This window comes from Allokutzneria oryzae (assembly GCF_042429765.1).
Lineage (GTDB): Bacteria > Actinomycetota > Actinomycetes > Mycobacteriales > Pseudonocardiaceae > Allokutzneria > Allokutzneria oryzae.
Genome location: NZ_JBHLZU010000020.1, coordinates 261,919 through 285,557, shown reverse-complemented (window position 1 = coordinate 285,557; position 23,639 = coordinate 261,919). Strand labels below are relative to the sequence as shown.

General features: G+C 71.6%; 27 protein-coding genes. 10 read left to right on the top strand and 17 right to left on the bottom strand.

Annotation, left to right across the window (positions count from 1 at the left end):
* Positions 1 to 37: 37 nt before the first annotated feature.
* Positions 38 to 997 carry an HpcH/HpaI aldolase/citrate lyase family protein gene (locus tag ACFFQA_RS25745; RefSeq protein ID WP_377857317.1) on the bottom strand — a complete coding sequence of 320 codons (960 nt, stop codon included), beginning with the start codon at positions 995 to 997 and terminating at the stop codon, positions 38 to 40.
* A gap of 104 nt (positions 998 to 1,101) precedes the next feature.
* Here ACFFQA_RS25745 and ACFFQA_RS25740 point away from each other — a divergent pair, with 104 nt between their 5' ends.
* Positions 1,102 to 1,458 (top strand): hypothetical protein, encoded by a 357-nt coding sequence (locus tag ACFFQA_RS25740; protein WP_377857314.1) that lies wholly within the window; start codon positions 1,102 to 1,104, stop codon positions 1,456 to 1,458.
* A gap of 68 nt (positions 1,459 to 1,526) precedes the next feature.
* Here the strand turns inward: ACFFQA_RS25740 and ACFFQA_RS25735 are convergent, their stop codons facing one another.
* A complete protein-coding gene (locus ACFFQA_RS25735) occupies positions 1,527 to 2,408 on the bottom strand; it encodes a PhzF family protein (protein ID WP_377857311.1) in 882 nt (293 codons plus the stop codon).
* Between the two features lie 24 nt (positions 2,409 to 2,432).
* Between ACFFQA_RS25735 and ACFFQA_RS25730 the strand changes: the two genes are divergently transcribed.
* Entirely contained in the window at positions 2,433 to 3,719 is a 1,287-nt protein-coding gene (locus ACFFQA_RS25730; RefSeq protein WP_377857308.1) for a magnesium transporter MgtE N-terminal domain-containing protein, read from the top strand.
* An 8-nt stretch (positions 3,720 to 3,727) separates the two neighbouring features.
* Positions 3,728 to 4,270, top strand: a complete 543-nt coding sequence (locus ACFFQA_RS25725) for a DUF1003 domain-containing protein (protein ID WP_377857305.1) — start codon at positions 3,728 to 3,730, stop codon at positions 4,268 to 4,270.
* Here ACFFQA_RS25725 and ACFFQA_RS25720 read toward each other — a convergent pair.
* Positions 4,267 to 4,758 (bottom strand): MarR family winged helix-turn-helix transcriptional regulator, encoded by a 492-nt coding sequence (locus ACFFQA_RS25720; RefSeq protein WP_377857302.1) that lies wholly within the window; start codon positions 4,756 to 4,758, stop codon positions 4,267 to 4,269. The two genes, ACFFQA_RS25725 and ACFFQA_RS25720, sit on opposite strands and share 4 nt — an antisense overlap.
* Before the next feature lie 163 nt (positions 4,759 to 4,921).
* On the opposite strand from ACFFQA_RS25720, the gene ACFFQA_RS25715 reads away from it, so the two are divergent.
* The gene (locus ACFFQA_RS25715) at positions 4,922 to 6,055 is read left to right on the top strand and encodes an Mrp/NBP35 family ATP-binding protein (protein WP_377857300.1); all 1,134 of its coding nucleotides are present in this window, start codon (positions 4,922 to 4,924) and stop codon (positions 6,053 to 6,055) included.
* 19 nt (positions 6,056 to 6,074) lie between these two features.
* On the opposite strand, the gene tatB is transcribed toward ACFFQA_RS25715, so the two are convergent.
* From tatB to sigE, 4 genes are all read right to left on the bottom strand, one after another.
* Positions 6,075 to 6,506 (bottom strand): Sec-independent protein translocase protein TatB, encoded by a 432-nt coding sequence (gene tatB, locus ACFFQA_RS25710; protein WP_377857297.1) that lies wholly within the window; start codon positions 6,504 to 6,506, stop codon positions 6,075 to 6,077.
* An 83-nt stretch (positions 6,507 to 6,589) separates the two neighbouring features.
* Positions 6,590 to 8,089, bottom strand: a complete 1,500-nt coding sequence (locus tag ACFFQA_RS25705) for a S1C family serine protease (RefSeq protein WP_377857294.1) — start codon at positions 8,087 to 8,089, stop codon at positions 6,590 to 6,592.
* Between the two features lie 116 nt (positions 8,090 to 8,205).
* A complete protein-coding gene (locus ACFFQA_RS25700; RefSeq protein WP_377857291.1) occupies positions 8,206 to 8,853 on the bottom strand; it encodes a hypothetical protein in 648 nt (215 codons plus the stop codon).
* Between the two features lie 16 nt (positions 8,854 to 8,869).
* Positions 8,870 to 9,466 (bottom strand): RNA polymerase sigma factor SigE, encoded by a 597-nt coding sequence (gene sigE / locus ACFFQA_RS25695; protein ID WP_377857288.1) that lies wholly within the window; start codon positions 9,464 to 9,466, stop codon positions 8,870 to 8,872.
* Positions 9,467 to 9,719: 253 nt separating this feature from the next.
* Here sigE and ACFFQA_RS25690 point away from each other — a divergent pair, with 253 nt between their 5' ends.
* Entirely contained in the window at positions 9,720 to 10,370 is a 651-nt protein-coding gene (locus ACFFQA_RS25690) for an O-methyltransferase (protein WP_377857285.1), read from the top strand.
* Between the two features lie 50 nt (positions 10,371 to 10,420).
* Here the strand turns inward: ACFFQA_RS25690 and glgC are convergent, their stop codons facing one another.
* Entirely contained in the window at positions 10,421 to 11,638 is a 1,218-nt protein-coding gene (gene glgC / locus ACFFQA_RS25685; protein WP_377857282.1) for a glucose-1-phosphate adenylyltransferase, read from the bottom strand.
* Positions 11,639 to 11,764: 126 nt separating this feature from the next.
* Between glgC and glgA the strand changes: the two genes are divergently transcribed.
* Complete coding sequence (gene glgA, locus ACFFQA_RS25680) at positions 11,765 to 12,928, top strand: glycogen synthase (protein WP_377857279.1); 1,164 nt, start codon at positions 11,765 to 11,767, stop codon at positions 12,926 to 12,928.
* A gap of 128 nt (positions 12,929 to 13,056) precedes the next feature.
* Positions 13,057 to 14,508, top strand: a complete 1,452-nt coding sequence (locus ACFFQA_RS25675; protein ID WP_377857276.1) for a hypothetical protein — start codon at positions 13,057 to 13,059, stop codon at positions 14,506 to 14,508.
* Here ACFFQA_RS25675 and ACFFQA_RS25670 read toward each other — a convergent pair.
* The gene (locus ACFFQA_RS25670) at positions 14,435 to 15,652 is read right to left on the bottom strand and encodes an MFS transporter (protein WP_377857273.1); all 1,218 of its coding nucleotides are present in this window, start codon (positions 15,650 to 15,652) and stop codon (positions 14,435 to 14,437) included. The genes ACFFQA_RS25675 and ACFFQA_RS25670 overlap by 74 nt on opposite strands.
* Positions 15,653 to 15,718: 66 nt before the next feature.
* Here ACFFQA_RS25670 and ACFFQA_RS25665 point away from each other — a divergent pair, with 66 nt between their 5' ends.
* Positions 15,719 to 16,630: a LysR family transcriptional regulator gene (locus ACFFQA_RS25665; RefSeq protein WP_377857270.1), complete on the top strand. Its 912-nt coding sequence runs from the start codon at positions 15,719 to 15,721 to the stop codon at positions 16,628 to 16,630.
* Positions 16,631 to 16,640: 10 nt separating this feature from the next.
* Here the strand turns inward: ACFFQA_RS25665 and ACFFQA_RS25660 are convergent, their stop codons facing one another.
* Both ACFFQA_RS25660 and ACFFQA_RS25655 read right to left on the bottom strand, forming a co-directional pair.
* Positions 16,641 to 18,128, bottom strand: a complete 1,488-nt coding sequence (locus tag ACFFQA_RS25660; RefSeq protein ID WP_377857704.1) for a leucyl aminopeptidase — start codon at positions 18,126 to 18,128, stop codon at positions 16,641 to 16,643.
* A gap of 139 nt (positions 18,129 to 18,267) precedes the next feature.
* Positions 18,268 to 18,435, bottom strand: coding sequence for a DUF3117 domain-containing protein (locus tag ACFFQA_RS25655; RefSeq protein ID WP_075944083.1), 168 nt, complete (start codon positions 18,433 to 18,435; stop codon positions 18,268 to 18,270).
* Positions 18,436 to 18,631: 196 nt separating this feature from the next.
* On the opposite strand from ACFFQA_RS25655, the gene ACFFQA_RS25650 reads away from it, so the two are divergent.
* Positions 18,632 to 19,429 carry a PaaX family transcriptional regulator gene (locus ACFFQA_RS25650; protein ID WP_377857267.1) on the top strand — a complete coding sequence of 266 codons (798 nt, stop codon included), beginning with the start codon at positions 18,632 to 18,634 and terminating at the stop codon, positions 19,427 to 19,429.
* Positions 19,429 to 20,271 carry an enoyl-CoA hydratase-related protein gene (locus ACFFQA_RS25645; protein ID WP_377857264.1) on the top strand — a complete coding sequence of 281 codons (843 nt, stop codon included), beginning with the start codon at positions 19,429 to 19,431 and terminating at the stop codon, positions 20,269 to 20,271. The genes ACFFQA_RS25650 and ACFFQA_RS25645 overlap by 1 nt, the downstream gene beginning before the upstream one ends.
* A 45-nt stretch (positions 20,272 to 20,316) precedes the next feature.
* Here ACFFQA_RS25645 and ACFFQA_RS25640 read toward each other — a convergent pair whose 3' ends face one another.
* Genes ACFFQA_RS25640 through ACFFQA_RS25615 form a run of 6 tightly spaced genes read right to left on the bottom strand, consistent with a single transcriptional unit; the run spans position 20,317 to position 23,627 of the window.
* Positions 20,317 to 20,868: a DNA-3-methyladenine glycosylase I gene (locus ACFFQA_RS25640; RefSeq protein ID WP_377857261.1), complete on the bottom strand. Its 552-nt coding sequence runs from the start codon at positions 20,866 to 20,868 to the stop codon at positions 20,317 to 20,319.
* The gene (locus ACFFQA_RS25635) at positions 20,865 to 21,308 is read right to left on the bottom strand and encodes an SRPBCC family protein (RefSeq protein WP_377857258.1); all 444 of its coding nucleotides are present in this window, start codon (positions 21,306 to 21,308) and stop codon (positions 20,865 to 20,867) included. The genes ACFFQA_RS25640 and ACFFQA_RS25635 overlap by 4 nt, the downstream gene beginning before the upstream one ends.
* A complete protein-coding gene (locus ACFFQA_RS25630; protein ID WP_377857255.1) occupies positions 21,305 to 21,634 on the bottom strand; it encodes a DivIVA domain-containing protein in 330 nt (109 codons plus the stop codon). Before ACFFQA_RS25630 ends, ACFFQA_RS25635 begins: the two co-directional genes overlap by 4 nt.
* 39 nt (positions 21,635 to 21,673) lie before the next feature.
* Complete coding sequence (locus ACFFQA_RS25625; RefSeq protein WP_377857253.1) at positions 21,674 to 22,348, bottom strand: permease prefix domain 1-containing protein; 675 nt, start codon at positions 22,346 to 22,348, stop codon at positions 21,674 to 21,676.
* On the bottom strand, positions 22,330 to 22,668 hold the full coding sequence (locus ACFFQA_RS25620; RefSeq protein WP_377857250.1) for a PadR family transcriptional regulator: 339 nt from the start codon (positions 22,666 to 22,668) through the stop codon (positions 22,330 to 22,332). The genes ACFFQA_RS25625 and ACFFQA_RS25620 overlap by 19 nt, the downstream gene beginning before the upstream one ends.
* Positions 22,665 to 23,627, bottom strand: a complete 963-nt coding sequence (locus ACFFQA_RS25615) for a glucosyl-3-phosphoglycerate synthase (protein ID WP_377857247.1) — start codon at positions 23,625 to 23,627, stop codon at positions 22,665 to 22,667. The genes ACFFQA_RS25620 and ACFFQA_RS25615 overlap by 4 nt, the downstream gene beginning before the upstream one ends.
* Positions 23,628 to 23,639: the final 12 nt, after the last annotated feature.

The window sequence follows — 23,639 nt, the reverse complement described above, 5'->3', positions numbered from 1 at the left end:
TGGTCACCCGGAGTGTCAGTTCGCCGGGACGTGGTGTTCATTCGGTGGGCGGCGTCCAGCGGTCGGTGCGCTCCATCCCGGCGGCGCGGCCCTTGGCGGAGACCACGAGCGCCATCTTGCGGGAGGCCTCGTCGATCATCTCGTCGCCGAGCATCGCGGCACCGCGCTTGCCACCGGCCTCGGAGGTGAACCAGTCGTAGGCGTCGAGGATGTTCTCCGCGTGGTCGTAGTCCTCCTGCCGCGGGCTGAACAGCTCGTTGCACGCGTCGATCTGGCCGGGGTGCAGCACCCACTTGCCGTCGTAGCCCAGCGCGGCGGAGCGCCCGGTGACCCGGCGGAAGCCGTCGAGGTCGCGGATCTGGAGGTAGGGCCCGTCGATGGCCTGCACGTCGGTGGCGCGGGCCGCCATCAGGATGCGCATCAGGATGTAGTGGTAGGCGTCGCCCACGTCGTAGCCGCTGGGCTGCTCGCCGACGACGAGGGACTTCATGTTGATGGAGGCCATGAAGTCCGCGGGGCCGAAGATGATCGTCTCGATGCGGGGCGAGGCGGTGGCGATGGCGTCGACCTCGACGAGGCCCTTGGCGTTCTCGATCTGCGCCTCGATGCCGATCCGGCCGACCTCGTAGCCCATCGTCTTCTCGATCTGGGTCAGCGTGAGGTCCAGCCAGGCGACCTGCGCGGCGGTCTGCACCTTGGGCAGCATGATGCAGTCCAGGTTCGCGCCCGCGCCCTCGACCACCTCGACGACGTCGCGGTAGGTCCACTCGGTGGTGAGGTCGTTGACCCGCACCACGCGCGTCTTGCCCTCCCAGCCGCCCTCGTTGAGCGCCGCGACGATGGTCTTGCGCGCGCCGGGCTTGGCCAGCGGGGCGCACGCGTCCTCCAGGTCGAGGAAGACCTGGTCGGCGGGCAGCCCGCGCGCCTTGTCGATCATCTTCTGGCTCGACCCGGGAACCGCGAGGCAGGAGCGACGGGGACGCCGACGATCAGTCACTGCGGACCTCCTTGTACCGACGAGTAACACGCGTGATGCTGGCACGCCGGGTGGGACTCGACCACACGCTGAGGCGCCTTTCACAACCGTGGGATGCTGCGCGAATGGATATCACCCGTCTGCTGGACGCGGCGCTGCGCAAGGCGGCGGCGGTCTGGGTCCGCCCGGAGGGCCACCCGCCGAGGCTGGTCTGGGCGCTGTGGCGGGACGGCGCGATCTGGCTGGCGACCGGCCCGGAGGAACAGGAGGTCCCGGGCCTTGCGGACCGCTCGACCGCCACGGTCACCGTCCGCTCCCCGAGCACCCACTCCCACCTGGTGGACGTCCAGGTCTCCGCGGAGGCGGTCACTCCCGACGAGCTGACGACCGCGGCCCTCACCACGACCCGCCTCAACCGCCCCTCCCTGTCCGCACCCCCCACCTGGACCACCGTCTACCGCCTCACCCCTCAGCACCCTTGAGCCATTCGCGGGCTTATGGACGCCTTCGGAGCTCCAGAGCGGTCCATAAGCCCGCGAATGGCCGTTGTTCAGGTGGAGGGGGTGGCGAGGGTGCCGGAGGCGACGGGGACCACGCCGCCGCGGACGGTGGCGCGGGTGACCGTGTAGTCCTCGACCGTCACCGTGCAGTCCAAAGTGGATGGTCGACCGATCTCCGCTCCCTGGCTCACCACGTAGCGGGTGTCGCCGTCGCCGACCAGACCGCGGTCGGCCAGCCACACGCCCAGGCCCAGTGCCGCGGAGCCGGTCGCCGGGTCCTCGCGCACACCGAGGTTCGGCGCGAACATCCGCGCGTGCGCCGCGTTGCTCTCGCTGTCGTAGGACACCACCACGAGCCCGTGCGGCACTCCGGCCCGCTTCGCCGCTGCCGCCTCCACCATCGCGCGGGACACCGCGTCCGGGCGAACCAGCAGGTAGGCGAACTCGATTCCGCAGCCCGCGATCCCCGGAGCGCCCGCACCATCCACATCGGACACATCGAGGCCCGCGGCGGCGGCGAGCTCGGCGGCGTCCAGCTCCGCGCCGAGCCGGGCCGGACCGCCGGTCAGGGTGGCACCCGCCTGGTCGACGGAGATCGGGAGCAGGCCCGCCCCGCACTCCTGGACGGCCTCGCCGATGCCGATGGCGCCGTCCCTGGCGAGCACCCAGGCGGAGCCGACGCTCGGGTGACCGGCGAAGGGCAGCTCGGCGCGGGGAGTGAAGATCCGCAGGCGGTAGTCGGCGCCGTCCTGGGTCGGCCGCATCGGGAATGCCGTCTCGGAGAGGTTGAACTCCTGGGCGATCCGTTGCAGCTGGGCGGTGTCGAGCCGGTCCGCACCGTGCACCACGGCCAGCGGGTTACCGGCATAAGGGCGGTCGGTGAATACATCCACCACGTCGTACCGGAGACGTGCGTCACCAGGCTTGATCATGGTCCGGACACTAATCTTGCCGATGTGGCTGCCACGAGCAGGGTCTTCGCCGCTCAGCTCGCCGGACTGCCGGTGTTCGGGCCGGACGGCGAGTCGATAGGCAAGGTGCGCGACGTCGTCGCGGGGCTCCGGTTGGACCGGCAACCGCCCCGCGTCCTCGGCATGGTCGTCGAGCTGATCACCCGGCGGCGCATCTTCGTGCCGATGCTGAGGGTGACCTCTCTGGAGGCCAACGCGGTGACGCTTGCGACCGGAATGGTGAACCTGCGGCACTTCCACCAACGGCCCAACGAGGTCATGGTGCTCGGCGAGCTGCTCGACGCGCGGGTGACGGTGGTCGGCGACGGCGAGTCGGCGGTCGTGGTGGACGCCGGGATGGAGCAGACTCGCACCAGGGACTGGGTGATCGCCAAGCTCGCGGTGCGCGAGCGCACCAGGAGGCTCAGCCGCAGGGGGCCGATCCAGGTGCTGCCGTGGGAGGGCGTCAGGGGCCTGGGCCTCGCCGAGATCACCGCACAGCCGCAGGGCGCCCAGGAGCTGATGGCGGTCTTCGACACGATGCGCGCGGTCGACGTCGCCAGCGCGCTGCACGACCTGCCGGTGAAGCGCCGCCACGAGATCGCGGACGCGATGGACGACGAACGCCTCGCCGACGTGCTGGAGGAGCTGCCGGAGGAGGCCCAGAAGGACCTGCTCAACCACCTCAACGACGACCGCGCCGCCGACGTGCTGGAGGCGATGAACCCCGACGACGCGGCCGACCTGCTCGCCGAGCTGCCCGACTTCGACAAGGACCGGCTGCTGTCGCTGATGGAGCCGGAGGAGTCGGCCCCGGTGCGCAGGCTGCTCGCCTACTCCTACGACACCGCGGGCGGTCTGATGACCCCGGAGCCCGTGGTGCTCACCCCCGACGCCACCGTCGCCGAAGCGCTGGCCCGGGTCCGCAACCCCGACCTCACCCCGGCCCTTGCCAGCATGGTCTTCGTCGCGCGGCCACCGCAGGCGACGCCGACCGGGCGCTACATCGGCTGCGTGCACATCCAGCGGCTGCTGCGCGAGGCGCCGTTCGACCTGGTGGCCGGAATGGTCGACCATCACCTGGGATCGTTGTCCCCCAACGCTTCCCTTGGCGAGGTCACCCGCTACTTCGCCGCGTACAACCTCGTGGTCGCGCCGGTCGTCGACGACCAGGAGCACCTGATCGGCGCGGTCAGCGTCGACGACGTGCTCGACCACCTGCTGCCGGGCGACTGGCGGGAGAGCGGGCTGCCCGAGACGGGCGTCGACGCGTCGATGACGCCAGAGACCTAGGAGCGTCCATGCCCGAGCTGCACCCGCGCCGCCGTCTTGACCAGCCGAGGCAGCCGCGCAGGCTGTCCTTCGACGTCGACCCCGAGGCGTTCGGCCGGTTCTCCGAACGGATCGCGCGCTTCCTCGGCACCGGCACGTTCCTGTTCTGGCAGACGGTGCTCGTGATCGTGTGGATCGCGATCAACCTGATCGCGGTGTCGCTGCAGTGGGACCCGTACCCGTTCATCCTGCTCAACCTGGCGTTCTCCACCCAGGCGGCCTACGCGGCCCCGCTGATCCTGCTGGCCCAGAACAGGCAGGACGACCGGGACCGGGTCTCGCTCGAAGAGGACAGGGCCCGCGCGGAGCGGACCAAGGCCGACACCGAGTACCTGGCGCGCGAGCTCGCCGCGCTGCGGCTGGCCGTCGGTGAGTCGGTGACGCGGGACTACCTGCGCTCGGAGCTGGACCGGCTGCGCGTCGACCTGCTGGAGGGCAAACCCAGAAGGGGCAAGCGCTCTCCTGCCACCGATGACGCGCGGTGGGACGGCGAACCGGCGGAAACGCGCTAAGCCTGTGCGCGTTTCGCCTGTGTGACCGGCAGTTCCCCGTCCGCGAGCTGCCCGCAGGTGCGCCCGAGCGCGTCAAGCTCCTTGTGGTCCAGCATCGCCACGAAATGCCGCGAGATCCCGCGCATGTGGGTCGCGGCCGCCGCTCGCAGCCGCTCCAGACCGCGCTCGGTGAGCACGGCGACGACCCCCCTGCCGTCGCTGTCCGCACGCTCTCGCGTGACGAGTCCGGCGCGTTCCAAGCGGTCCACCAGCCGGGTCACCCCCGACCGGGACAACAGGACCAGCTCGGCGAGCTCGGTCATCCTGAGCTTGTACTCCGGCGCTCCGGCCAGTTGGACAAGCACGTCGTAGGCCGCCAGGGATAGCCGCTGTTCCGCGATGAGCTCTGTCTCCAGCCAGCGCGTGACGCGTGCGTGCGCCCGCAGGAACGAGCGCCAGGCGGTCAGCTCCCCACTGGTCGGTAATCGAGCAGTACCCGAATCTGACACGAATCCATGTTACGGAGCGCGTCTTTCCGGTTGCTCAACGCCCCCGTGCCGTAGCGCACACAGCCGGTGAGCGAACCGTCGCCCTACCGGCCGTAGCATGGTCCGAGCGGGGGTAAGCCGCTCCAGCAAGCCAATCGGTACCGGAAGGTCGGTGTCCGCACTCGTGAGCACCATTGACATCGCAGCCGTGCGCACAGCCGCGGGACGCGTCCAGGATCCCGAGATCCGCAAGCCCTTCGCCGAACTCGGGATGATCAAGGACGTCTCCGTCGTCTCCGACGGGGTGGTGTCGGTCGTCGTGTGGCTCACGGTCGCGGGCTGCCCGCTGCGCGACAAGATCACCAAGGACGTCACCGCCGAGGTCTCCCAGGTTCCCGGCGTGCGCGAGGTCCGGGTGACGCTGGACGTGATGGGCGACCAGCAGCGCACCGAGCTGCGCCAGAAGCTGCGCGGCGACAGCAAGGAACCGGTCATCCCGTTCGCCCAGCCCGGCTCGCTGACCCGCGTCTACTGCGTGGCCTCCGGCAAGGGCGGCGTCGGCAAGTCCAGCGTGACGGTCAACCTCGCGGCGGCGCTGGCGCAGCGCGGGCTGTCGGTCGGCGTGGTCGACGCGGACATCTACGGCCACTCGGTGCCCAGGATGCTGGGCGCGGAGGGCAAGCCCACCCAGGTGGAGCAGATGATCATGCCGCCGCAGTCGCACGGCGTGAAGGTCATCTCGATCGGCATGTTCACCCCTGGCAACACCCCGGTGGTCTGGCGCGGGCCGATGCTGCACCGCGCGCTGCAGCAGTTCCTCGCCGACGTGTTCTGGGGCGACCTGGACGTGCTGCTGCTCGACCTGCCGCCGGGCACCGGCGACGTGGCGATCTCGGTGGCGCAGCTGATCCCCAACGCGGAGATCCTGGTCGTGACCACCCCGCAGCAGGCGGCGGCCGAGGTCGCGGAGCGGGCGGGCGCGATCGCGCTGCAGACCCGCCAGCGCGTGGTCGGCGTCGTGGAGAACATGTCCTGGCTGGAGATGCCCGACGGCTCCAGGATGGACATCTTCGGCAGCGGCGGTGGCCAGACGGTCGCGGACTCGTTGACCCGCGCGGTCGGCTCGGAGGTCCCGCTGCTGGGTCAGGTCCCGCTCGACACCCGCCTGCGCGAGGCGGGCGACGCCGGGGTCCCGCTGGTGGTCTCGGACCCGGAGGCGCCTGCGTCCCAGGTGCTCCGCGACGTGGCCAAGCGGCTCGGCACCCGCGCCCGCGGGCTCGCGGGCCGCATGCTCTCCGTCACGCCGGCGGGCCGCTAGCCCTACCGGCAGCTCCGGATCAGGTGGCGTCGGGGTCGAAGGGCGGGCGCTCGCCGTAGGACAGCGGGCGCTGCGGCGCCGACGACGGGGGCGGCGTGGAGTCCGACGCGGTGCTCGGCGACGCGTAGCCGGTGCCGTTGCCCTGGGACGCGTAGCCGTTGCCGTTGGACCGGTAGTCGTGGTCTTCGTCCTCGAAGAAGGTGCGCACCGCCTGCCTCGGGTTGAGGTTGTTGCGCAGCTCGCGCAGGTCCTCGATCGGCTTGCGGAACTCCTCGAAGTCCGTTCCCATCTCCGACTTCAGCTGCTGGCGGGCGCCGGTGGCGTACTCGCGGAGCTTGCGCATGTTGCGGCCGAGCCAGGAGGCCGCCTCCGGCAGGCGCTCCGGGCCGAGGATGAACAGGGCCGCGATCAGCAGGACCAGGATCTCGGACCAACCGATGCTCTCGAACACGCTCGCACCTCCCACAGCAGCCCGGAACCGACCCCGCAAGCGTAGTCGCCGCGACCGCCGGGGTCAGCCGTCACTGTTGCCGCTCAGTCCGACTTCAGGGTCACGCTCAAGGTGAGCTGGCGCCCCTGGCGCACGATCTGCACCGGGACCGTCTCGTCGATCTTGCGCTGGCGCACCGCGACCACCAGGTCGTCGGCGTTGGCGATGGGCCGGTCGCCGACCTTGATGATCACATCGCCCTCCTGGATGTTCGCGGCAGCTGCCGCGCCACCCTGGCGGACGTTCTGCACCTGGGCGCCGCTTGAGGTGTCCGCGGTGACCGACTTGGCGTCCAGGCCGAGGTCGGCGTGCTTCACCGAGCCGGTGCGGATCAGCGACTGGGCGATCTGCGTGGCCTCGTCCATCGGGATGGCGAAGCCCAGGCCGATGGAGCCCTTCGAGGTGCTGTAGATCGCGGTGTTGATGCCGATCAGCGCGCCGCGCGAGTCGATCAGCGCGCCACCGGAGTTGCCGGGGTTGATCGCCGCGTCCGTCTGGATCGCGTTGATCACCAGGTCGGTGTCCAGCCGGATCGCGCGGTTCTTCGCGCTGACGATGCCGGTGGTGACCGTGCCCGCGAGGCCGTGCGGGGCGCCGACGGCGATCACCGCGTCGCCCACCTGGAGGTCGGCGGAGCGGCCGACCTGCGCGACCGTGGGGTTGCGCACCTCGACCTTGATCACCGCGAGGTCGGTCTTCGGATCGGCGCCGACGATGCGGGCGGGCACCCGGCTGCCGTCGGAGAAGATCGCCTCGACCTTGGCGGCCTGCGCGTTCACCGCCATGTCCACGACGTGGTTGTTGGTCAGCACGTAGCCCTGGCCGTCGATCACCACGCCGGAGCCGGTTCCGCCCTTGTCGCCGAGCATGACCTCGATCGACACGACCGACGGCAGCACCCGCTTGGCCACGTCGGACACCGAGCCCGGCGGGCGCTCCACCGCGGGCGACACCGGAGAGAGCGTGACGTCGGAGCTGGTCAGCGGGTTGCCGCCCTCGGCGGTGAGCCGCCCGACGACGCCGCCGACCGCGGCGACCAGCAGCACGACACCGAGCAGCGCCAGCGTTCCCGAGGTGGAGAGCCTGCGGCCGAAGAGCAGCTCGCGGGCGGAGAGCCGGGCACCGGGTTCGCGCGCGGCCTCGGCCTTCGGCTTGTCCGCCGCGGCCATCGCGGGCGGTCCGAGCGCGGCGCCCGCGCTCGGGTCGCGCCAGCCGCCGGAGCTCTCGGCCCACAGCGGCTGCTCGGCCTCGGGGACCGGGTCGGTGACACCGGGGTCGCCCGGCGGGCGCTGGAGCACCTCTCCGTTGCCCGGCGGACGGCTGAACGCCTTCGCCAGCGCCTCCGGTGGCGGGGCGACGAGCTGGAAGTCTCCGCCCCGCTGCTCCCGGTCGGCCCTCGGCGCGAACGAGCTGTCCACACCGGACGGACGCCCGAAGGCGGCCGCCTGCGACGGATCGACGTGAGGCTGCTCCAGCGGGCGCGGACCGAGGCGGTTGTGCCCCCGCGCGGTGGGACCCTGCTGCTGGTTGGGCTGTTGGCTCATCGTTCCCCGGGCTTGAGGCGCTGTCCTGACACGGCTGCATAAGCACGGCAGAAGCCGAGATTAACGCGCCCCTAGCGTGCCTGGTGGACGGTGAAGTCCGCGTAGCGGGGGTCGCCTCAGCGGCCGGGGACCGCGGTGAACAACGAGACCGCGTTCGGGGACAAGGAGTTCAGCGAGGACAGCAGCTCGGAGGAGGGCTGCGGCGAGCGGTCCTGCGCGGCACGGGCACCCGGCTGCGGCGGGGTCGGCCACTGCTCGTCGACGAGGTCGCTGACGGCGGGACTGACCAGGGCGAGCACCCCGAGCACGAGCCCGGACACCACGACCCCGGTGCCCTGACGGCTCCTGCGCCGCCCGAGCACGGAGGAACCCTGGCCGAGCATCGGCGAGGAACCCATCATCGGTGAGGACCCGAGCCCGGCCGGCGCCTCGGCCGCGCCGACCCGTCCGGGCCGCAGCACGGCGACCAGCTGGCCGTCCGGGGTGACCGCGAGCTCGTCGGGCCCCTGCGGCAGCTCGACCTGCTGCGGGATGGAACGCAGGCTGTCCAGCAGCCCGGAGGGCAGACCCGGCATGCTCGCCGAGCGCACCGCGGCACGAGCCTGACGTTGCGCCGCGGCCTCCGCCGCGCAGCACGCGCACCCCGCGAGGTGCGCGGACGCCCGGTCGTGCGCGAGCGCCGACAGCTCACCGTCGACGAACGCGACCAGCGCGTCCGGGTTCAGGTGCTGTCCGGCGCGAGCCCATGCGCGCAGGTCACTCATGACGAGACCTCCGGGGTCATGCACAGTCCTCCTGAGCCTGCTCTGCCCGACGGCGCTCCAGCGCCGCCTTCAGCGCCTGGCGACCGCGGTGGATCCGCGAGCGCACCGTGCCCAGCTTCACACCGAGCGTCGCGCCGATCTCCTCGTAGGACAATCCCTCCACGTCACACAGTACGACCGCGGCGCGGAACTCCGGCGGCAGCTCGTCCAACGCCGCCTGCAGGTCCGGGCTGAGGTGGGTGTCGGAGTAGACCTGCTCGGGCGACGGGTCGTTGCCCGCGAGCCGGTCGGTGTCCTCGGGCAGACCCTCCATCCGCAGCCGGGTGCGGCGGCGGGCCATGTCCAGGAACAGGTTGGTGGTGATCCGGTGCAGCCAGCCCTCGAACGTCCCCGGCTTGTAGGAGGCGAGAGAGCGGAAGACCCGGATGAAGGTCTCCTGGGTGAGGTCCTCGGCGTCGTGCTGGTTGCCGGTGAGGCGGTAGGCCAGCCGGTAGACGCGGTCCGCATGCTCCCGGACCACGTCGTCCCACGACGGCGGCGTCCAACTGGCCGCGTCGGGAGTCACGGTCGTCGTGCCGGCGGTCGGCGCCGGAGTCAAAGGCTGCGTTCGCATCGGACGGGAAGGCACCTCCATGGCGGGCTGTCTGCCCTACTCGTGAACGTTGAGGAGACCCGCTGTGTTCCCGTGAGTGACCGGTGCCATGTCGAGTTCTCTTCGCTCTTGTACTCCCTCACGGTGCACCACCCTGGTGTGGCGATGGTGAGAACCGGCTGAGAGCAGCCTGAGAAACCCGAGGTTGCGCGCTCCGTCCCCGGACTGGTGACGTTCGTCCGCGCCGGGAAACCGGCGACGCTAACCTCCTCGCGTGGCAGCCGACATCCCGCCCCTTTTCGCGCCCGCGGTGCGCGAGTACGTGGACGAGTACCTCGTGGAGGACGAGGTGCTCACCCTTGCCAGGCAACGCGGTGGCCAACTCGGCTGCACACCGGTCGGCGCCACCGGCGGCGCCGCGCTGAGCTTCCTGGCCGCGGCGGTGCAGGCGAAGGCCGTCGTCGAGGTCGGGACGGGCGCGGGCACCAGCGGGATCTGGCTGCTGCGCGGCATGGTCGCCGACGGCGTGCTCACCTCGATCGACCTCCAGCCGGAGCACCAGCGGGCCGCCCGCCAGGCGTTCGCGGCCGCGGGCTTCCCGGCAGGGCGGACCCGGCTGATCCACGGCGAGGCCCTCGACGTGCTGCCGAGACTCACCGACGGCGGCTACGACCTGGTGTTCGTGGACGCGCTGAAGACGGAGTACCCGAAGTACCTGGAGGAGGGCGTCCGCCTGCTGCGCCCCGGCGGCGTGATCGCCTTCGACAACGTGCTGTGGAACGGCCGCGTCGCGGACCCGGAGGACCAGGACACGGCCACCGAGGCCCTGCGCGAGGTGGCCCGCCTGGCCCGTGAGGACGACCGCCTCGTCCCGGTCCTGCTCCCGGTGGGCGACGGCCTCCTCGTCGCCGCCAAGCGCCCGTAGCACTCCGCCCGGAGTGGTCCGGGAAGTGCGACGCCGACCGGGGCTGGGGGTTACTCGGCGCGGATGCCCTTGCCGATGACCACCACGCCGCCGCTGCTGACCGTGTAGCGCTCGCGGTCGGCCGCGAGGTCCACACCGATCTGGGCGCCGTCGGGGACGACCACGTTCTTGTCCAGGATCGCGCGGCGCACCACGGCGCCCTTGCCGATGCGAACGCCGGGGAGCAGGACGCTGCCGTCCACCTGGGCGCCCGCCTCGACCACCACGTCCGCGCCGACCACCGAGTTGCCGACGTGGCCGCCGGAGATGATCGTGCCGGGGCCGACGATCGACTCCTGCGCCGATCCGCCCTGCACGAACTTGGCCGGAGCCAGCGGCGGCGTTGCCGTGCGGATCGGCCACGCCTGGTTGTAGAGGTTGAAGACCGGGTGCACCGACACCAGGTCCATGTGCGAGTCGTAGTAGGCGTCGATCGTCCCGACGTCGCGCCAGTAGCCGCGGTCGCGCTCGGTCTCGCCGGGCACCACGTTGTCGGCGAAGTCGTAGACCGACGCCCGGCCCGCCGCGACCAGGGCCGGGATGATGTCGCCGCCCATGTCGTGGTCGGAGTCGGGGTTGGCGGCGTCCGCGCGCAGCGCCTCCAGCAGCGCGTCGGTGCTGAAGACGTAGTTGCCCATCGAGGCGAACGTGACCTCGGGGTCGTCCGGCGTTCCCGGCGGGTCGGCGGGCTTCTCCAGGAACCGGGTGATGCGACCGCTGGCGTCGGAGTCGATGCAGCCGAACGCCTTGGCCTCCGCGCGCGGGACCCGGATGCCCGCGACGGTCACGCCCGCGTCCGTGGCGATGTGCTGTTCCAGCATCTGGGAGGGGTCCATGCGGTACACGTGGTCCGCGCCGAAGACGACGATGTAGTCGGGCTTCTCGTCGTAGACGAGGTTCAGCGACTGGTAGATCGCGTCGGCGCTGCCGGTGTACCAGCGCGGCCCGAGCCGCTGCTGCGCGGGCACCGGGGTGATGTACTGCCCCAGCACGCTGGACAGCCGCCAGGTGGTGGAGATGTGGCGGTCGAGCGAGTGCGACTTGTACTGGGTGAGCACGCATATCTGCGTCAGGCCGGCGTTGACCAGGTTCGACAGCACGAAGTCGATGAGCCGGTAGTTGCCCCCGAAGGGCACCGCAGGTTTTGCCCGGTCGGCGGTCAGCGGCCAGAGCCGCTTCCCTTCGCCGCCGGCCAGCACGATCCCGAGGACGTGAGGCTGCCCCTTCACAATGGGTGACCCTATCCGGGCCGATCACCGGATGGCCACCACATCGGGTCGCGGCTTACGCCGGTGTTGCGCCACGTTCACCCGGCTGCCGCAGAGCGCCCCCGCGAAGGGCTAGCGTTTCCCGTCGTGCGCATCGGTCTGCTGACCCGTGAATACCCGCCGGAGGTCTACGGCGGGGCCGGGGTACATGTCGGTTTCCTGGTTCCTCGACTGCGTGAGCTCATCGACGTGGACGTGCACTGCTTCGGCGGCGCCCGCGCGGACGCTCACGCCCACTCCAGCGCCCCCGGCCTCGAACGGGCCAACGCGGCGCTGCAGACGCTGTCGGTCGACCTGTCGATGGTCGCGGCGGTCGAAGGCGTCGAGCTCGTCCACTCCCACACCTGGTACGCCAACATGGCAGGCCAGGTCGCGAAGGTCCTGCACGGGATCCCGCACGTGGTCACGGCGCACTCGCTGGAGCCGCGGCGGCCGTGGAAGGCCGAGCAGCTCGGCGGCGGGTACCAGCTCTCCTCGTGGGTCGAGCGGACCGCGTACGAGTCGGCCGACGCGATCATCGCGGTCAGCGCGGGCATGCGCGCCGACGTGCTGGACTGCTACCCCGCGCTGGACCCGGCCCGGGTGCACGTGGTGCGCAACGGCATCGACACCCAGGCGTACCACCCGGTCACCGAGCACGACGCGCTGCGGGCGCACGGCGTCGACCCGGACCGGCCGATCGTGGTCTTCGTCGGGCGGATCACCCGGCAGAAGGGCGTCGGCCACCTGATCGCCGCCGCGCACCGGATCGACCGGGACGCGCAGATCGTGCTGTGCGCGGGGGCGCCGGACACCCCGGAGATCGCCGCCGAGACCGAGGCCGCGGTGTCCGAGCTGGCCGCCGCCCGGCCCGGGGTGTTCTGGATCCAGAAGATGCTCCAGCCCGCCGAGGTCCGGCAGTTCCTCTCGCACGCGACGGTGTTCGTCTGCCCGTCGGTCTACGAGCCGCTGGGCATCGTCAACCTGGAGGCGATGGCCTGCGGGACCGCCGTGGTCGCCTCCGACGTCGGGGGCATTCCCGAGGTGGTCGACCACGGCCGCACCGGGCTGCTCGCGCACTACGACGAGCACGACACGGAAACTTTTCACATACAGCTGGCCGATTCGGTAAATGAATTGCTGGAAGACCGTGGCCGCGCGGCCGAGATGGGGGCCGCGGGCCGGGAACGCGCAGTTCAGGAGTTCTCCTGGGCCAGCGTCGCCGAGCAGACGGTCGCCGTCTACCACGCGGCCCGCTCCGGCCACAAATGATCATCAGGATCTTTGCCGCCGTGCAACCCGGGAGGGGACTCACGCGCATTTAGGTAGTCGGGTTTTTCACCAACTCGCTACCGGAGAACCTCTTGTCACCGCGTCCTCGTCATGGCCAGGCGGTCCTCGTGCTGCTCCTGGCACTGGTCGGGGGCTGCGGCCTCCCCCAGGAGCCGACACCCCAGCCGCCACCCCCCACCACCAGCTCGACCCCCGAGCCGATCGAGGTCACGCTCGAAGGCCATCGGCTGCCCAACGCCGACGCGCTGCTGCGGGCGGGCGAGCAGGCCGTGACCACGGCGATCGAACAGCAGCAGGTCGCCAGATCCGGGGACGGCACGGTGCGGTGCTGGTTCGCGCGCAGCGAGTCCGGCCAGGCCAAGTACTACGTGCCGGTGGAACCGGAGCTGTGGTGCGGCCCGGTCCAGGTCCCCGGAACCGGACCGGCCCCGGACTGGGTCCCGATCCCGGTGCTGACGAAGGGCGACCGGGTCGAGCTCGACAAGCCGAAGGTGCCGGCGCCGGGGCAGGCGGCGAACCCGGGAACGGAGATCCTGCGACCGGACGGCACCAAGCGGAAGCCGGACGCGCAGGCCGAGCGCAACGCCGGTCCCGGCTACCTCGCGGTGCTGCCCGACGACGGGAAGCGGACGAACGCCGAGCTCGGCCTGAGCAACGACGCCGACATCCACCTGCGCGACGACTTCGCCTCGGTCCAGGGCAAGGGCTGGGGCATGCCGGGCAGCTTCCCGTTGCCCGACGACGGCGGAACGCTGAACCCGGAGCGCGGGATGCGGCTGTGGGTGCTGCGGCTGCACGTCGACCGCAGCCAGCTCGACGAGGAGCTGCGGGCGCAGCAGTGGGGCATCGGCACGCCGCCGACCCCCGGCATCGCGCTCGACCTGCCCGGCGGCTGGCGGCAGCTGCCCCAGGCGCAGGTGCCGCAGTCCGGAGCGATCTTCGTCGTGTTCACCCTGCCCGAGCAGGGCTCCACCGGCGCGCCGCCGAAGCTGGTGCTCAACTCCAACGTGCAGTCGCTGATCGAGCAGGCCGTGGAGCTGCCGTCCGGCAAGCCCGCCTACGACCTGCCCGCCGTTCTGCGCAGGAAGAACGCCTCGGCGAAGTCCCCGTCGGGCTCGCAGGCGCTGTCGTTCAAGGTCACCGGTTCGAGCCCCGCGTCGGGCACGGCGAACCTGACCGTCGGCGGGCTCCGGCTCGGCTGGCAGCGACCGGTGCGGCAGGCGGAGACCGGCAAGCTCGGGCTGGTGACGGCCACCGGCAACGGCAAGGGGCTGTTGGAGGTCGCGGTGCAGGTCAACGGCGACGGACTGCCGGACGCGCTCGCCGGGTACCTGACAGCCGACCGCTTCGCGCTGGAGCTGCCGGACGGGGGCAAGGGAAAGCTGGTCGGCAAGCGCTACGACGGCGGCCTGTTCCCGTCCGCGCTGGTCTTCGAGGTGCCGGCGGACCTCACCTCCGCGAAGATCACCATCGACGCCGGCTCGGTCACCGTGCCGTCGCTGGGGAGGCTGGAGCTGGCTCCGACCGGCGCACCGATCGACCTGCGGCTCGACCCCTGAACACGACCAGCCCGGCCAGCGCCAGCCAGCCGCAGTTGACCAGTGCCACCGGTGTCCACCCACCGGCGCCGTAGGCCCAGCCGCCGACCGACGCGCCGAAGCTGCTTCCGAGGTAGTAGGCCAGCAGGTACACCCCGGACGCCTGCGCCCGGGACTCCGGGACCGCCCGCGCGCCGATCCAGCTGCTGGCGACGGCGTGCGCGGCGAAGAACCCCGCCGACAGCAGGGCGATGCCCGGCAGCACGGCGAAGAGGTTGTCCGGCAACGTCATCAGCGTGCCCACCACCGCGACGCCCAACGCCGCGAGCAGGACGAGCGGCCTGCCGACGCGGTCGGCGAGGCGTCCCGCCGTCGCGGACGCGGCTCCGCCGAAGAGGTAGCCGAGGAAGACCATCGCGGCGATGCCCGGTGTGAGCAGGAACGGCTCGGCGATCAGCCGGAACGAGATCACGTTGTACACCGCGACCGTCGATGCCATGCCGAGGAATGCCACCGCGTACGGGCCGTAGAGCCCGGAATCCCTTGTGGCGCCACGCATTCCGGCGAACAGCGAGCCCAGCCGCATCGGCTGCCGGACCTGCGCGCGGGATGAGGGCATCAGCACCGCCATCGCCACCGCGCACAGCGCCGCGAGCACGGCAACCGCGAGAAGGCCGTAGCGCCAGTCGGCGACGTCGCCGACCACCCCGGCGAGCAGCCTCCCGGACATGCCGCCCGTGGTGTTCCCAGCGACGTAGAGCCCCATCACCGCACCGAGGCCGGAGACGCCGATCTCCTCTGCCATGTACGCCATCGCGACCGCGGGGAGTCCGGCGACGGCCACGCCCTGGACGGCACGGAGCGCGATCAGCGAGGCGAAGTCCGGGGCGAGCGGCAGCAGCAACCCGATCAGCACGGCGGCGAACACCGAGCCCAGCATCATCGGCCGCCTGCCGACGACCTCGGACAGCGCGGCCATCGGCAGCACCGCCAGGGCGAGGGTGATCGTCGCGGCGCTGACGGCGTAGGAGACCGCGGCGGGGCCGAGGTGGTATTCGGCGGAGAGCAGGGGAAGCACCGGCTGGGGCGCGTAGAGCAGCGCGAAAGTCGCCAGTCCCGCCGCGAGAACGGCCACTCCGATGCGTCGGTTTCTGCTCTGAGCCACGGCAAACACGCTGGCAGCTCGCTTCTCATACGTCCAATATTGAATTCGGCGGTAAGTTAGTCATTTGTGGATGATCGAGTGGAACGGCTGGTCACCGAGCTGGCTCCCCGATTGCGGCTGCTGCGGGCGCTCGCCGAGGAGCAGCACGTCACACGCGTGGCCGAACGCCTCGGCGTGCCGCAGCCCACGGTCAGCCGCTGGCTGGCCGAGCTCGGCCGCTCCTTGGGCGCGCCGGTCGTGGTGCGCTCGGGCCGCGGCGTGCAGCTGACCAGGGCGGGCAGGCTGCTCACCGAGGCGGCCACCCAGTCACTCGGCGCGCTGGAGCCGGGCTGCCGCAGGGCCGCGGAGGAGACCGACCCCGGGGGCGGGCACGTGGCGTTCGGCTTCCTGCAGACGATGTCGCCGTGGGTGCCTGAGCTGCTGCGCGAGTTCAAGGCCCGCCGCCCCGCCGTCCGGTTCACGCTGATGCAGGGCGCGCATCCCGAAGTGCTGGCGAAGCTGCGCGAAGGCGTTGTCGACCTGGCGTTGACCTCACCGATGCCGGAGGAGGAGTCGGGCCTGCTGACCTGTCCGTGGGTCGAGCAGGAGCTGGTGCTCGCGGTGTCCGCCGGGCACCGCCTCGCCGCCCGGCGGCGCATCCGGCTGGCCGAGGTCTCCGACGAGGAGTTCGTGACGACGAAGCCGGGCTACGGGCTGCGGCAGATCAGCGAGCGGCTGTGCGCGGCGGCGGGCTTCACACCGAGGCTGGCCTTCGAGGGCGACGACGTGGACACGCTGCGCGGCCTGGTCAGCGCGGGCCTCGGCGTGGCGTTGCTGCCGAGGGCGGACCCGGGGGCCCGGGGCGTGGTGGAGCTGGCGATCACGCCGAGGCCCACGAGAACGGTCGGACTGGTCTGGGTCTCCGGCCGCCCGGTCCCGGCCGCCGGCCGGGCCTTCCGCGACTTCGCCATCGCCCACTCCCACCACGCCCGTCCCTGAGCGCCGCCGGCTAGAGGTAGGAGGCGGCGAGCTGGACCAGGGTGCGGGCGGCGAAGCCGGTGCCTCCGGCGCCGACCTCGTCGTAGGGCTTCTCCGCACGGGCGGGGCCCGCGATGTCCAGGTGCGCCCACGGCAGGCCCGCGCTGAACTCGCGGAGGAACAGGGCCGCGGTGATCCCACCGGGGCCGGGCGGGCACTGGCGGAGGTCGGCGATCTCGCTGCGGACGTCGTCGGCGTGCGCGTCCAGCAACGGCATCTCCCACCAGGACTCGCCGACCTCGGCACCCGCGGTGGTGACCCGCTTGGCCAGCTCGGGGTCCGTGGCGAAGACGCCGCCCGTGCGCAGGCCGAGCGCCACCTTCATCGCTCCGGTCAGCGTCGCCACGTCGACCAGCACGTCGGGGTCGTGCTCGCGCACCGCGTAGGCGAGTGCGTCGGCGAGCACCATGCGGCCCTCGGCGTCGGTGTTGGTGACCTCGGTGGTCTTCCCGCCGTAGTGGCGGACCACGTCGCCGGGGCGGTAGGCGGAGCCGGACACGTGGTTCTCCGCGCACGGGACCAGACCGGTCACCCGGATCGGGAGCTGGAGGGCGGCGATGCCCCGCAGGGCCGCGATGACCGCGGCACCGCCGGACATGTCCGTGCGCATCAGGTGCATGCCCTCGGCCGGCTTGACCGAGATGCCGCCGGTGTCGAAGGTGATGCCTTTGCCGACGAGCACCAGGTGCGGGGTTCCCTGCGCCGCAGGGGGGTTCCAGGACAGCTCGACGAGGCGCGGCGGGCGGGAGGAGCCACCGCCGACCGCGAGCACACCGCCGAAACCGTTCTTGGCCAACCACTTCTCGTCGCGGACCACGACGTCGAGCCCGGCGACCGCGGAGCACGCCTTGCGCGCGGTGCCCGCCAGCCAGGCGGGGTCCTTGATGTTGGAGGGAGTGCCCGCCATGTCGCGGGCGAAGGCGGTCGCCTCGGCGAGCAGGACCGCGCGGTGCACGGCGGCGTCGAGCGCGGCGAGGTCGTCGCCGGGAGCGGCCAGCAGCTCCAGGGTCTTGGCGCGCGGCGCCTTCGCCTCGTTGGTGACCTTGAGCTCGTGGCCGCCGAGCGTCGCGCCGAGCGCGAACTCGGCCGCGTTGGCGACCGCAAGATCACCCGGAAGCGCTACCTGAACGGAGCCAACCGGCTCGTCCAGATCGCGGGCCCTGGCGTTGAGCGCACGCGTCAGCGCGGCGCCCGCGGCGCGCCAGTCGCGCGGGCCGCCGTCACCGACACCCACCAGCCAGCCGGGGCCCGTGGACAGCGGGAGCCGCCTGACCTCGCCCGTGGCCGCGGTCACCGCGAGCGCGTCCAGCAGGCCGGCGCCGACGGCATCGGCACCCGATGCGGACCTCAGCTCCGGTCCGTCCGGCCCGGAGCCTGCGACCAACGCGAGCGCACCGCCCCGGCGGGCCTTCGCGGTCACCGACACGCGCGGCAACGGGGTGGGCACGGAAGGCGACACCGAGGGCACGACTCTCCTCCAGGTCCGGAGCGGGTGAACTTCACGACAACGAGTCCCCGGGTCGCGTGGGTGACGCGCCGGGGACTCGGTGAACTGCGGGGTGGCCGGGCCGCTGCCCAGCCAGGACTGGGCGGTGGGATCAGCCTGCGGCTGCCTTCAAGGCATCGCCTAGATCGCTGGCCTCCTCTGCCGACATCTCAACGACGAGCCTGCCCCCACCTTCCAGCGGAACGCGCATCACAATGCCGCGTCCTTCCTTGGTGACCTCAAGGGGACCGTCGCCGGTCCGGGGCTTCATGGCCGCCATAGCGTGCTCCCTCCGTCAACTTCTTCCCCACGACACATCCCCCGACGTGCCGCTTATGGACCTCATTCTCCCCCATATGGCCGCACGGGAGAAACCGAACCGATCACTTCGTGTCTCCGTCGATGCAGAGGACGCTTGTGCGTGTCCGTTCACAGGTGGTGGCCGAGCAGGCCATTCACTGTCAAAATCGCCCATCATGCGGGCACGTTCGGCGTTGTTCGATGTCTACGGTGGACACCTTCGACAGCGGGGTGGCACCGCGACCATTGCCGCTCTGGTGCGACTGCTGGAGCCGCTGGGCTTCGCGCCGCCCGCGGTGCGCACCGCGGTGTCCCGCACCGTGCGACAGGGCTGGCTACGGCCGGTGCGGCTGCCGGCGGGCCCCGGATACGCGATGACGGCGCGCGCGGAGAAGCGGCTCGACGAGGCCAGCGCGCGGGTGTTCCGCACCAGACCGTCCACTTGGGATGGTCGATGGCACGTCGTCGTGCTCGAAGACCTCCCCGCGCGGCCGACGCGCGACCAGCTGACCTCCTCGCTCAAGCTCATCGGTTACGGCGAGCTCGGCCCGGTCACCTGGATTTCCCCGCGCCCGTCACCGGAACTGGCCGACCTGCTGGCGATCGAGGGCACGGCGGCGCGGATCTTCCACGGGGAGCACGACGGCGACGACGCGGAGCTGGCCGCGCGGGCGTGGGACCTCGACGCGCTCGGCTCGGACTACCAGAGCTTCGTCGAGGACTGGACCGGACGAGTGTCCACTGTGGACATAGAGAGCCATTCCGAGGCGTTCGCCGTTTCCCAGGAACTCCTTCACGCCTGGCGGAAGTTCCTCTTCCGCGACCCCGGCCTTCCGCCGGAACTGCTGCCGCCGGACTGGCCGGGACACACCGCGGCGCGGTTCTTCGATCAGCACACCGAACGTCTCGCGGTGGCCACGAACGAATTCATCGAGAGCTGCCTTGGCAACACGCGCGCCCCTTCGAGCGCGTGATGAGAACCGAGCGGAAAACGGAGAGCACCGTGTCCCTGGACCGTGAGAATAATCACGATGCCGAACTTCTGGTCAGCGACAGCGACAGCGTCCGAACGCTCACCCTGAATCGTCCGGATGCCTTCAATTCGCTCACTGTTCGCTTGAAGGAAGAGTTGCTCGCCGCTCTGCACGAAGCGGCGGGCGACCCCGCGGTGCGGGCTCTGGTGATCACCGGTTCCGGCCGCGCGTTCTGCGCGGGACAGGATCTCAAGGAGCACGTGCGACTGCTCTCCTCGGGTGACCCCAGTCCATTGAGCACGGTCGAGAAGCACTACAACCCGTTGACCCAGGCGCTTTTCCGGATGCCTAAGCCGGTGATCGCCGCGGTGAACGGCATGGCGGCGGGCGCGGGCGCCTCGCTGAGCTACGCGTGCGACCTGCGCATCGCCGCGCGGTCGGCGAAGTTCCTCCTCGCCTTCGCCAACGTCGGGCTCGCCGCGGACTCCGGGGCGTCGTGGACGCTGCCGAGGCTGATCGGCTACGGCAGGGCGATGGAGCTGATGCTGCTGGCACAACCCGTCGACGCCGAGGAGGCGCTGCGGATCGGCATGGTCACCCGCGTCGTCGACGACGGCGAGGCGCTGGCCGAGGCGCAGCGGCTGGCCGCGCGGATGGCCGCCGGGCCGACCACCGCCTACGCCAAGATCAAGCACGAGATGCTGGTCGCGGCGAGCGCCGAGCTGACCGACGCGCTCGGCGCCGAGGCCCTCGCCCAGGCCGAGGCGGGGCAGACCGCCGACCACCGCGAGGCGGTCGAGGCCTTCGTGGAGAAGCGCGAGGCCGACTTCACCGGCCTGTGAGCTCCTGCCTGACCCCGTTGTGCCATTGGGAAAAGGGCAACGGGGTCAGGCACGCCAACAGGTCGCGACGTGGTCGTTGACCATGCCGGTCGCCTGCATCAGCGCGTAGCACGTCGTCGGCCCGACGAACCGGAAGCCGCGGCGCTTGAGCTCCTTCGCCATCGCCTTCGACTCCGCGGTCACCGCGGGCACGTCGGCCAATGTGGACGGACGGGACGCGCTCTCCGGCGCGAAGCCCCAGAGCAGCTCGTCCAGCGCGACGTCCAGCTCTCCCACGGCTCGCGCGTTGGCGATCGTGGCCTCGATCTTCGCGCGGTTGCGCACGATCCCCTGGTCCGCCAGCAGCCGCTGGACGTCGTCATCGCCGAACTCCGCGACGCGCGCCGGGTCGAAGCCCGCGAAGGCGGCGCGGAAGTTCTCGCGCTTGCGCAGGATCACCAGCCACGACAGGCCGGATTGGAACGCCTCCAGGCTCACCCGCTCGAACAGCTCGCGTTCCCCGCGCAGCGGAACGCCCCATTCGGTGTCGTGGTAGTCGATGTACTCCGGCGCTGAGGTGACCCACCCGCACCGGGTGCGGGTATCGGCTGGACTCACTGGTACTCCTTGCAGAACTCGGCGAACCGGCTCAAGGAGTACCGCACACCACCGACAAACAGCGGCCGCACCAACGGCCAGCCGAGGTTGCCGACGATGCCGAGCGGCAGGTACAGGTCCTCGCCCCACACGAACCGCGAGCGGCCCGGTCCGTCGGGGCGTACGGCGAAGATCCCCGGCCCCTGGACCGGCCAGCCGGTGTGCAGCACCTGGCACCGGTGCGGCGGGTCCCACACCGTGATCTCGAAGTGGTCGGTGAAGCCGACCCCCGCCTTGCCGGTGAACGCCGCCAGCTTCGAGCCGACACCGCGGCCGTCGCCCTCGGTGACCCGGACCGTCGTGCCCAGCATCCACTCGTGCTGCCGGGACCAGTCGGTCGCGGCCGCCCAAACGGTCTCGACCGGTGCCTCGATGGCGACCTGGCGGACCAGCCTGGTCACCGCGGCACCTCCTCCTGGACCTCTTCGACCTCCGGGGCCAGTCGGCGCTCCAGCTCGTCCACCCTGGCGCGCAGGGCGTCGATCTCGCCCGCGACCCGGTCGAGCACCCAGTCGACCTCGGACATCTTGTAGCCCCGCACGGTCTGCTGGAAGCGCAGCGCGCGCAGGTCGTCGCCGCTGGCGCCCGCGGCGGGCAGCTGGGTCGGCGACGCTCCCGGCGGCAGCGCGGCGAGCTCCTCGCCGCGGCCGAAGACCAGTGATGCCAGCAGGAACACCACGGCGGCCACGAGGATCATGATCAGGAGGTAGATCAGAGCGGTGGTCACGCCGAAGATCGTGGCACGAACGGCCGGGCGAGGCAGCCCTCAGGCCGCCGCCGACACGGTGAAGCACCTCCGGGTCATACCGACCAGCCGCGCCATCACCACGAGGCCGATGCCCAGCGTCGCCAGGATCGCCGGGGACAGCAGCAACCCGAGGTTGACGTAGGCGGTCGCGGCGATCAGCGTGCCCTGGAGCACGACGCACGCGGTGAGCGCGCCAGTGCTGAACGAGCCCGCGAGCCGCCCGAAGGAGCGACCGGACTGCCTGCAGCGGCGCAGCCTCGGCCCGGCGACCAACGCGATCGCGCCGAGCACCGCCACCACGACCCAGGCGTGGTCCACGGCGGAGGCCAGCGCCGGGAACCAGGACGGGGCGGCGGGCTGGACCGGTCCGCGTTCGAGGAACAGCAGCCTGCCGCCCTCCCAGAGCACGTGGATCAGCGGCATGGCCACCAGCAGCGAGCGCACGGTGTGCGAGCCCTGGGCGACCGCGAGCTCTTCCTGGTACTCGTCGGCGATCAGCGGGAGCGGGCCGAAGTCGGCGACCGCGCGGGCCTGCGCGGTGCTGTCCGGGAAGCCGGCGTCGCGGTAGCCCAGCGCCGCGTCCTCCAGGCCGTGCCTGGCCTCGGCGAGCAGGTCGTCCTTGGTGGAGCGGGGCCCGTCCAGCCGCGCCCCGAGCCGGGAGATGTAGTCGTCGATCAGGCTCTGGCCGGCCATGGGCCGCTCCCGAGCACGCCCTCGATCGCCACGGTGAACTCCCGCCAGGCGGTGCGCTCGTTGGCGAGCTCCCGTTCACCGGACGGGGTCAGCGTGTACGTGCGGCGCTGCCTGCCCGCGACCGTGCTCCACTCGCTGCGCACGAAGCCCGCGCGCTCCAGGCGGCGCAGCGCCGGGTAGACCGTTCCCGTCGGGAGGTCGAGCGCTCCGCCGCTGCGCAGCTGCAATGCCTCGATGATCGCGTACCCGTGCAGTTCCCTGCCGTCCAGCGTGGCCAGCAGCAAGGCATCCAAATGCCCGCGCAAGGCGTCTGACTTCACACCGGGGAGTGTAGTGCGCCACACCCGTTCAGGGTAGTTCCGCTACGCATCCCCAGTACCTCGCGCATCGGCGGCCGGTCGGCCAGCGCCACCGGCGCCACCTCCGGCAGCCACTCCCCCGCGACCTGGGTGAACTGCACGAAGTCGGCATCGTCCCCGGCAGGGACCCCGCAGCGCGGCAGCGCGGCGCCGAGGATCTGCCGCGACATCACACCCAGTTGGGCCAGTGACCGGTTGCGGTGTTTGCGCACTCCCAGGTTGACCTGCGCGAGCCCGTCGAGGCCGTGGCGCGAGTGCGCGTCGAGCAGCAGACCGATCTCGACGCCGTACCCCGGCGCGAACGGCACCGACTCCAGGAAGGACCTGCGCGCCGCGTACTCGCCGCCGAGCGGCTGGACGACGCCGGAGAGCTCCGGGCGCAGTGCCGAGAGCACCGGACGGGCCAGCAGCTCCGTCACGCGGCCCCCTCCGGAGCTCTCCAGCCGCAGCGGACGGCGGTAGAACCCCTTCACCAGCTGGACCTCCGCATGGGTCAGCAGCGGCCCGAGCAGCGCGACCACGAAGCCGGGGTCGAAGTCGACCAGGTCGGAGTCCAGGAACGCCACCAGGTCCCCGGAGGTCGCCGCCAGCGAACGCCACAGCACCTCGCCCTTGCCCGGCACCGGCGGCAGCGCGGGCAGGACGTCCTCGCGGTGCGCGACGCGGGCCCCGGCGGCCGAGGCGACCTCGACGGTGCGGTCGGTGGACCCGGAGTCCATCACGACCAGCTCGTCGACCAGCCCGCTCCGCGCGAGTGGCACCAGCTCGGCGACGATCGCGCCGACCGTCGCCTCCTCGTCCAGCGCGGGCAGCACGACGCTGATCCGCTGGGAGCCCTTGCGGCGCAGCAGCTCCTCAACCGTCCACTGTGGATCTTGCCAGGTCCGGTCGGCGAACCAGCTCGAAGTCCCGGGTAGCACCGGCCAACCCTG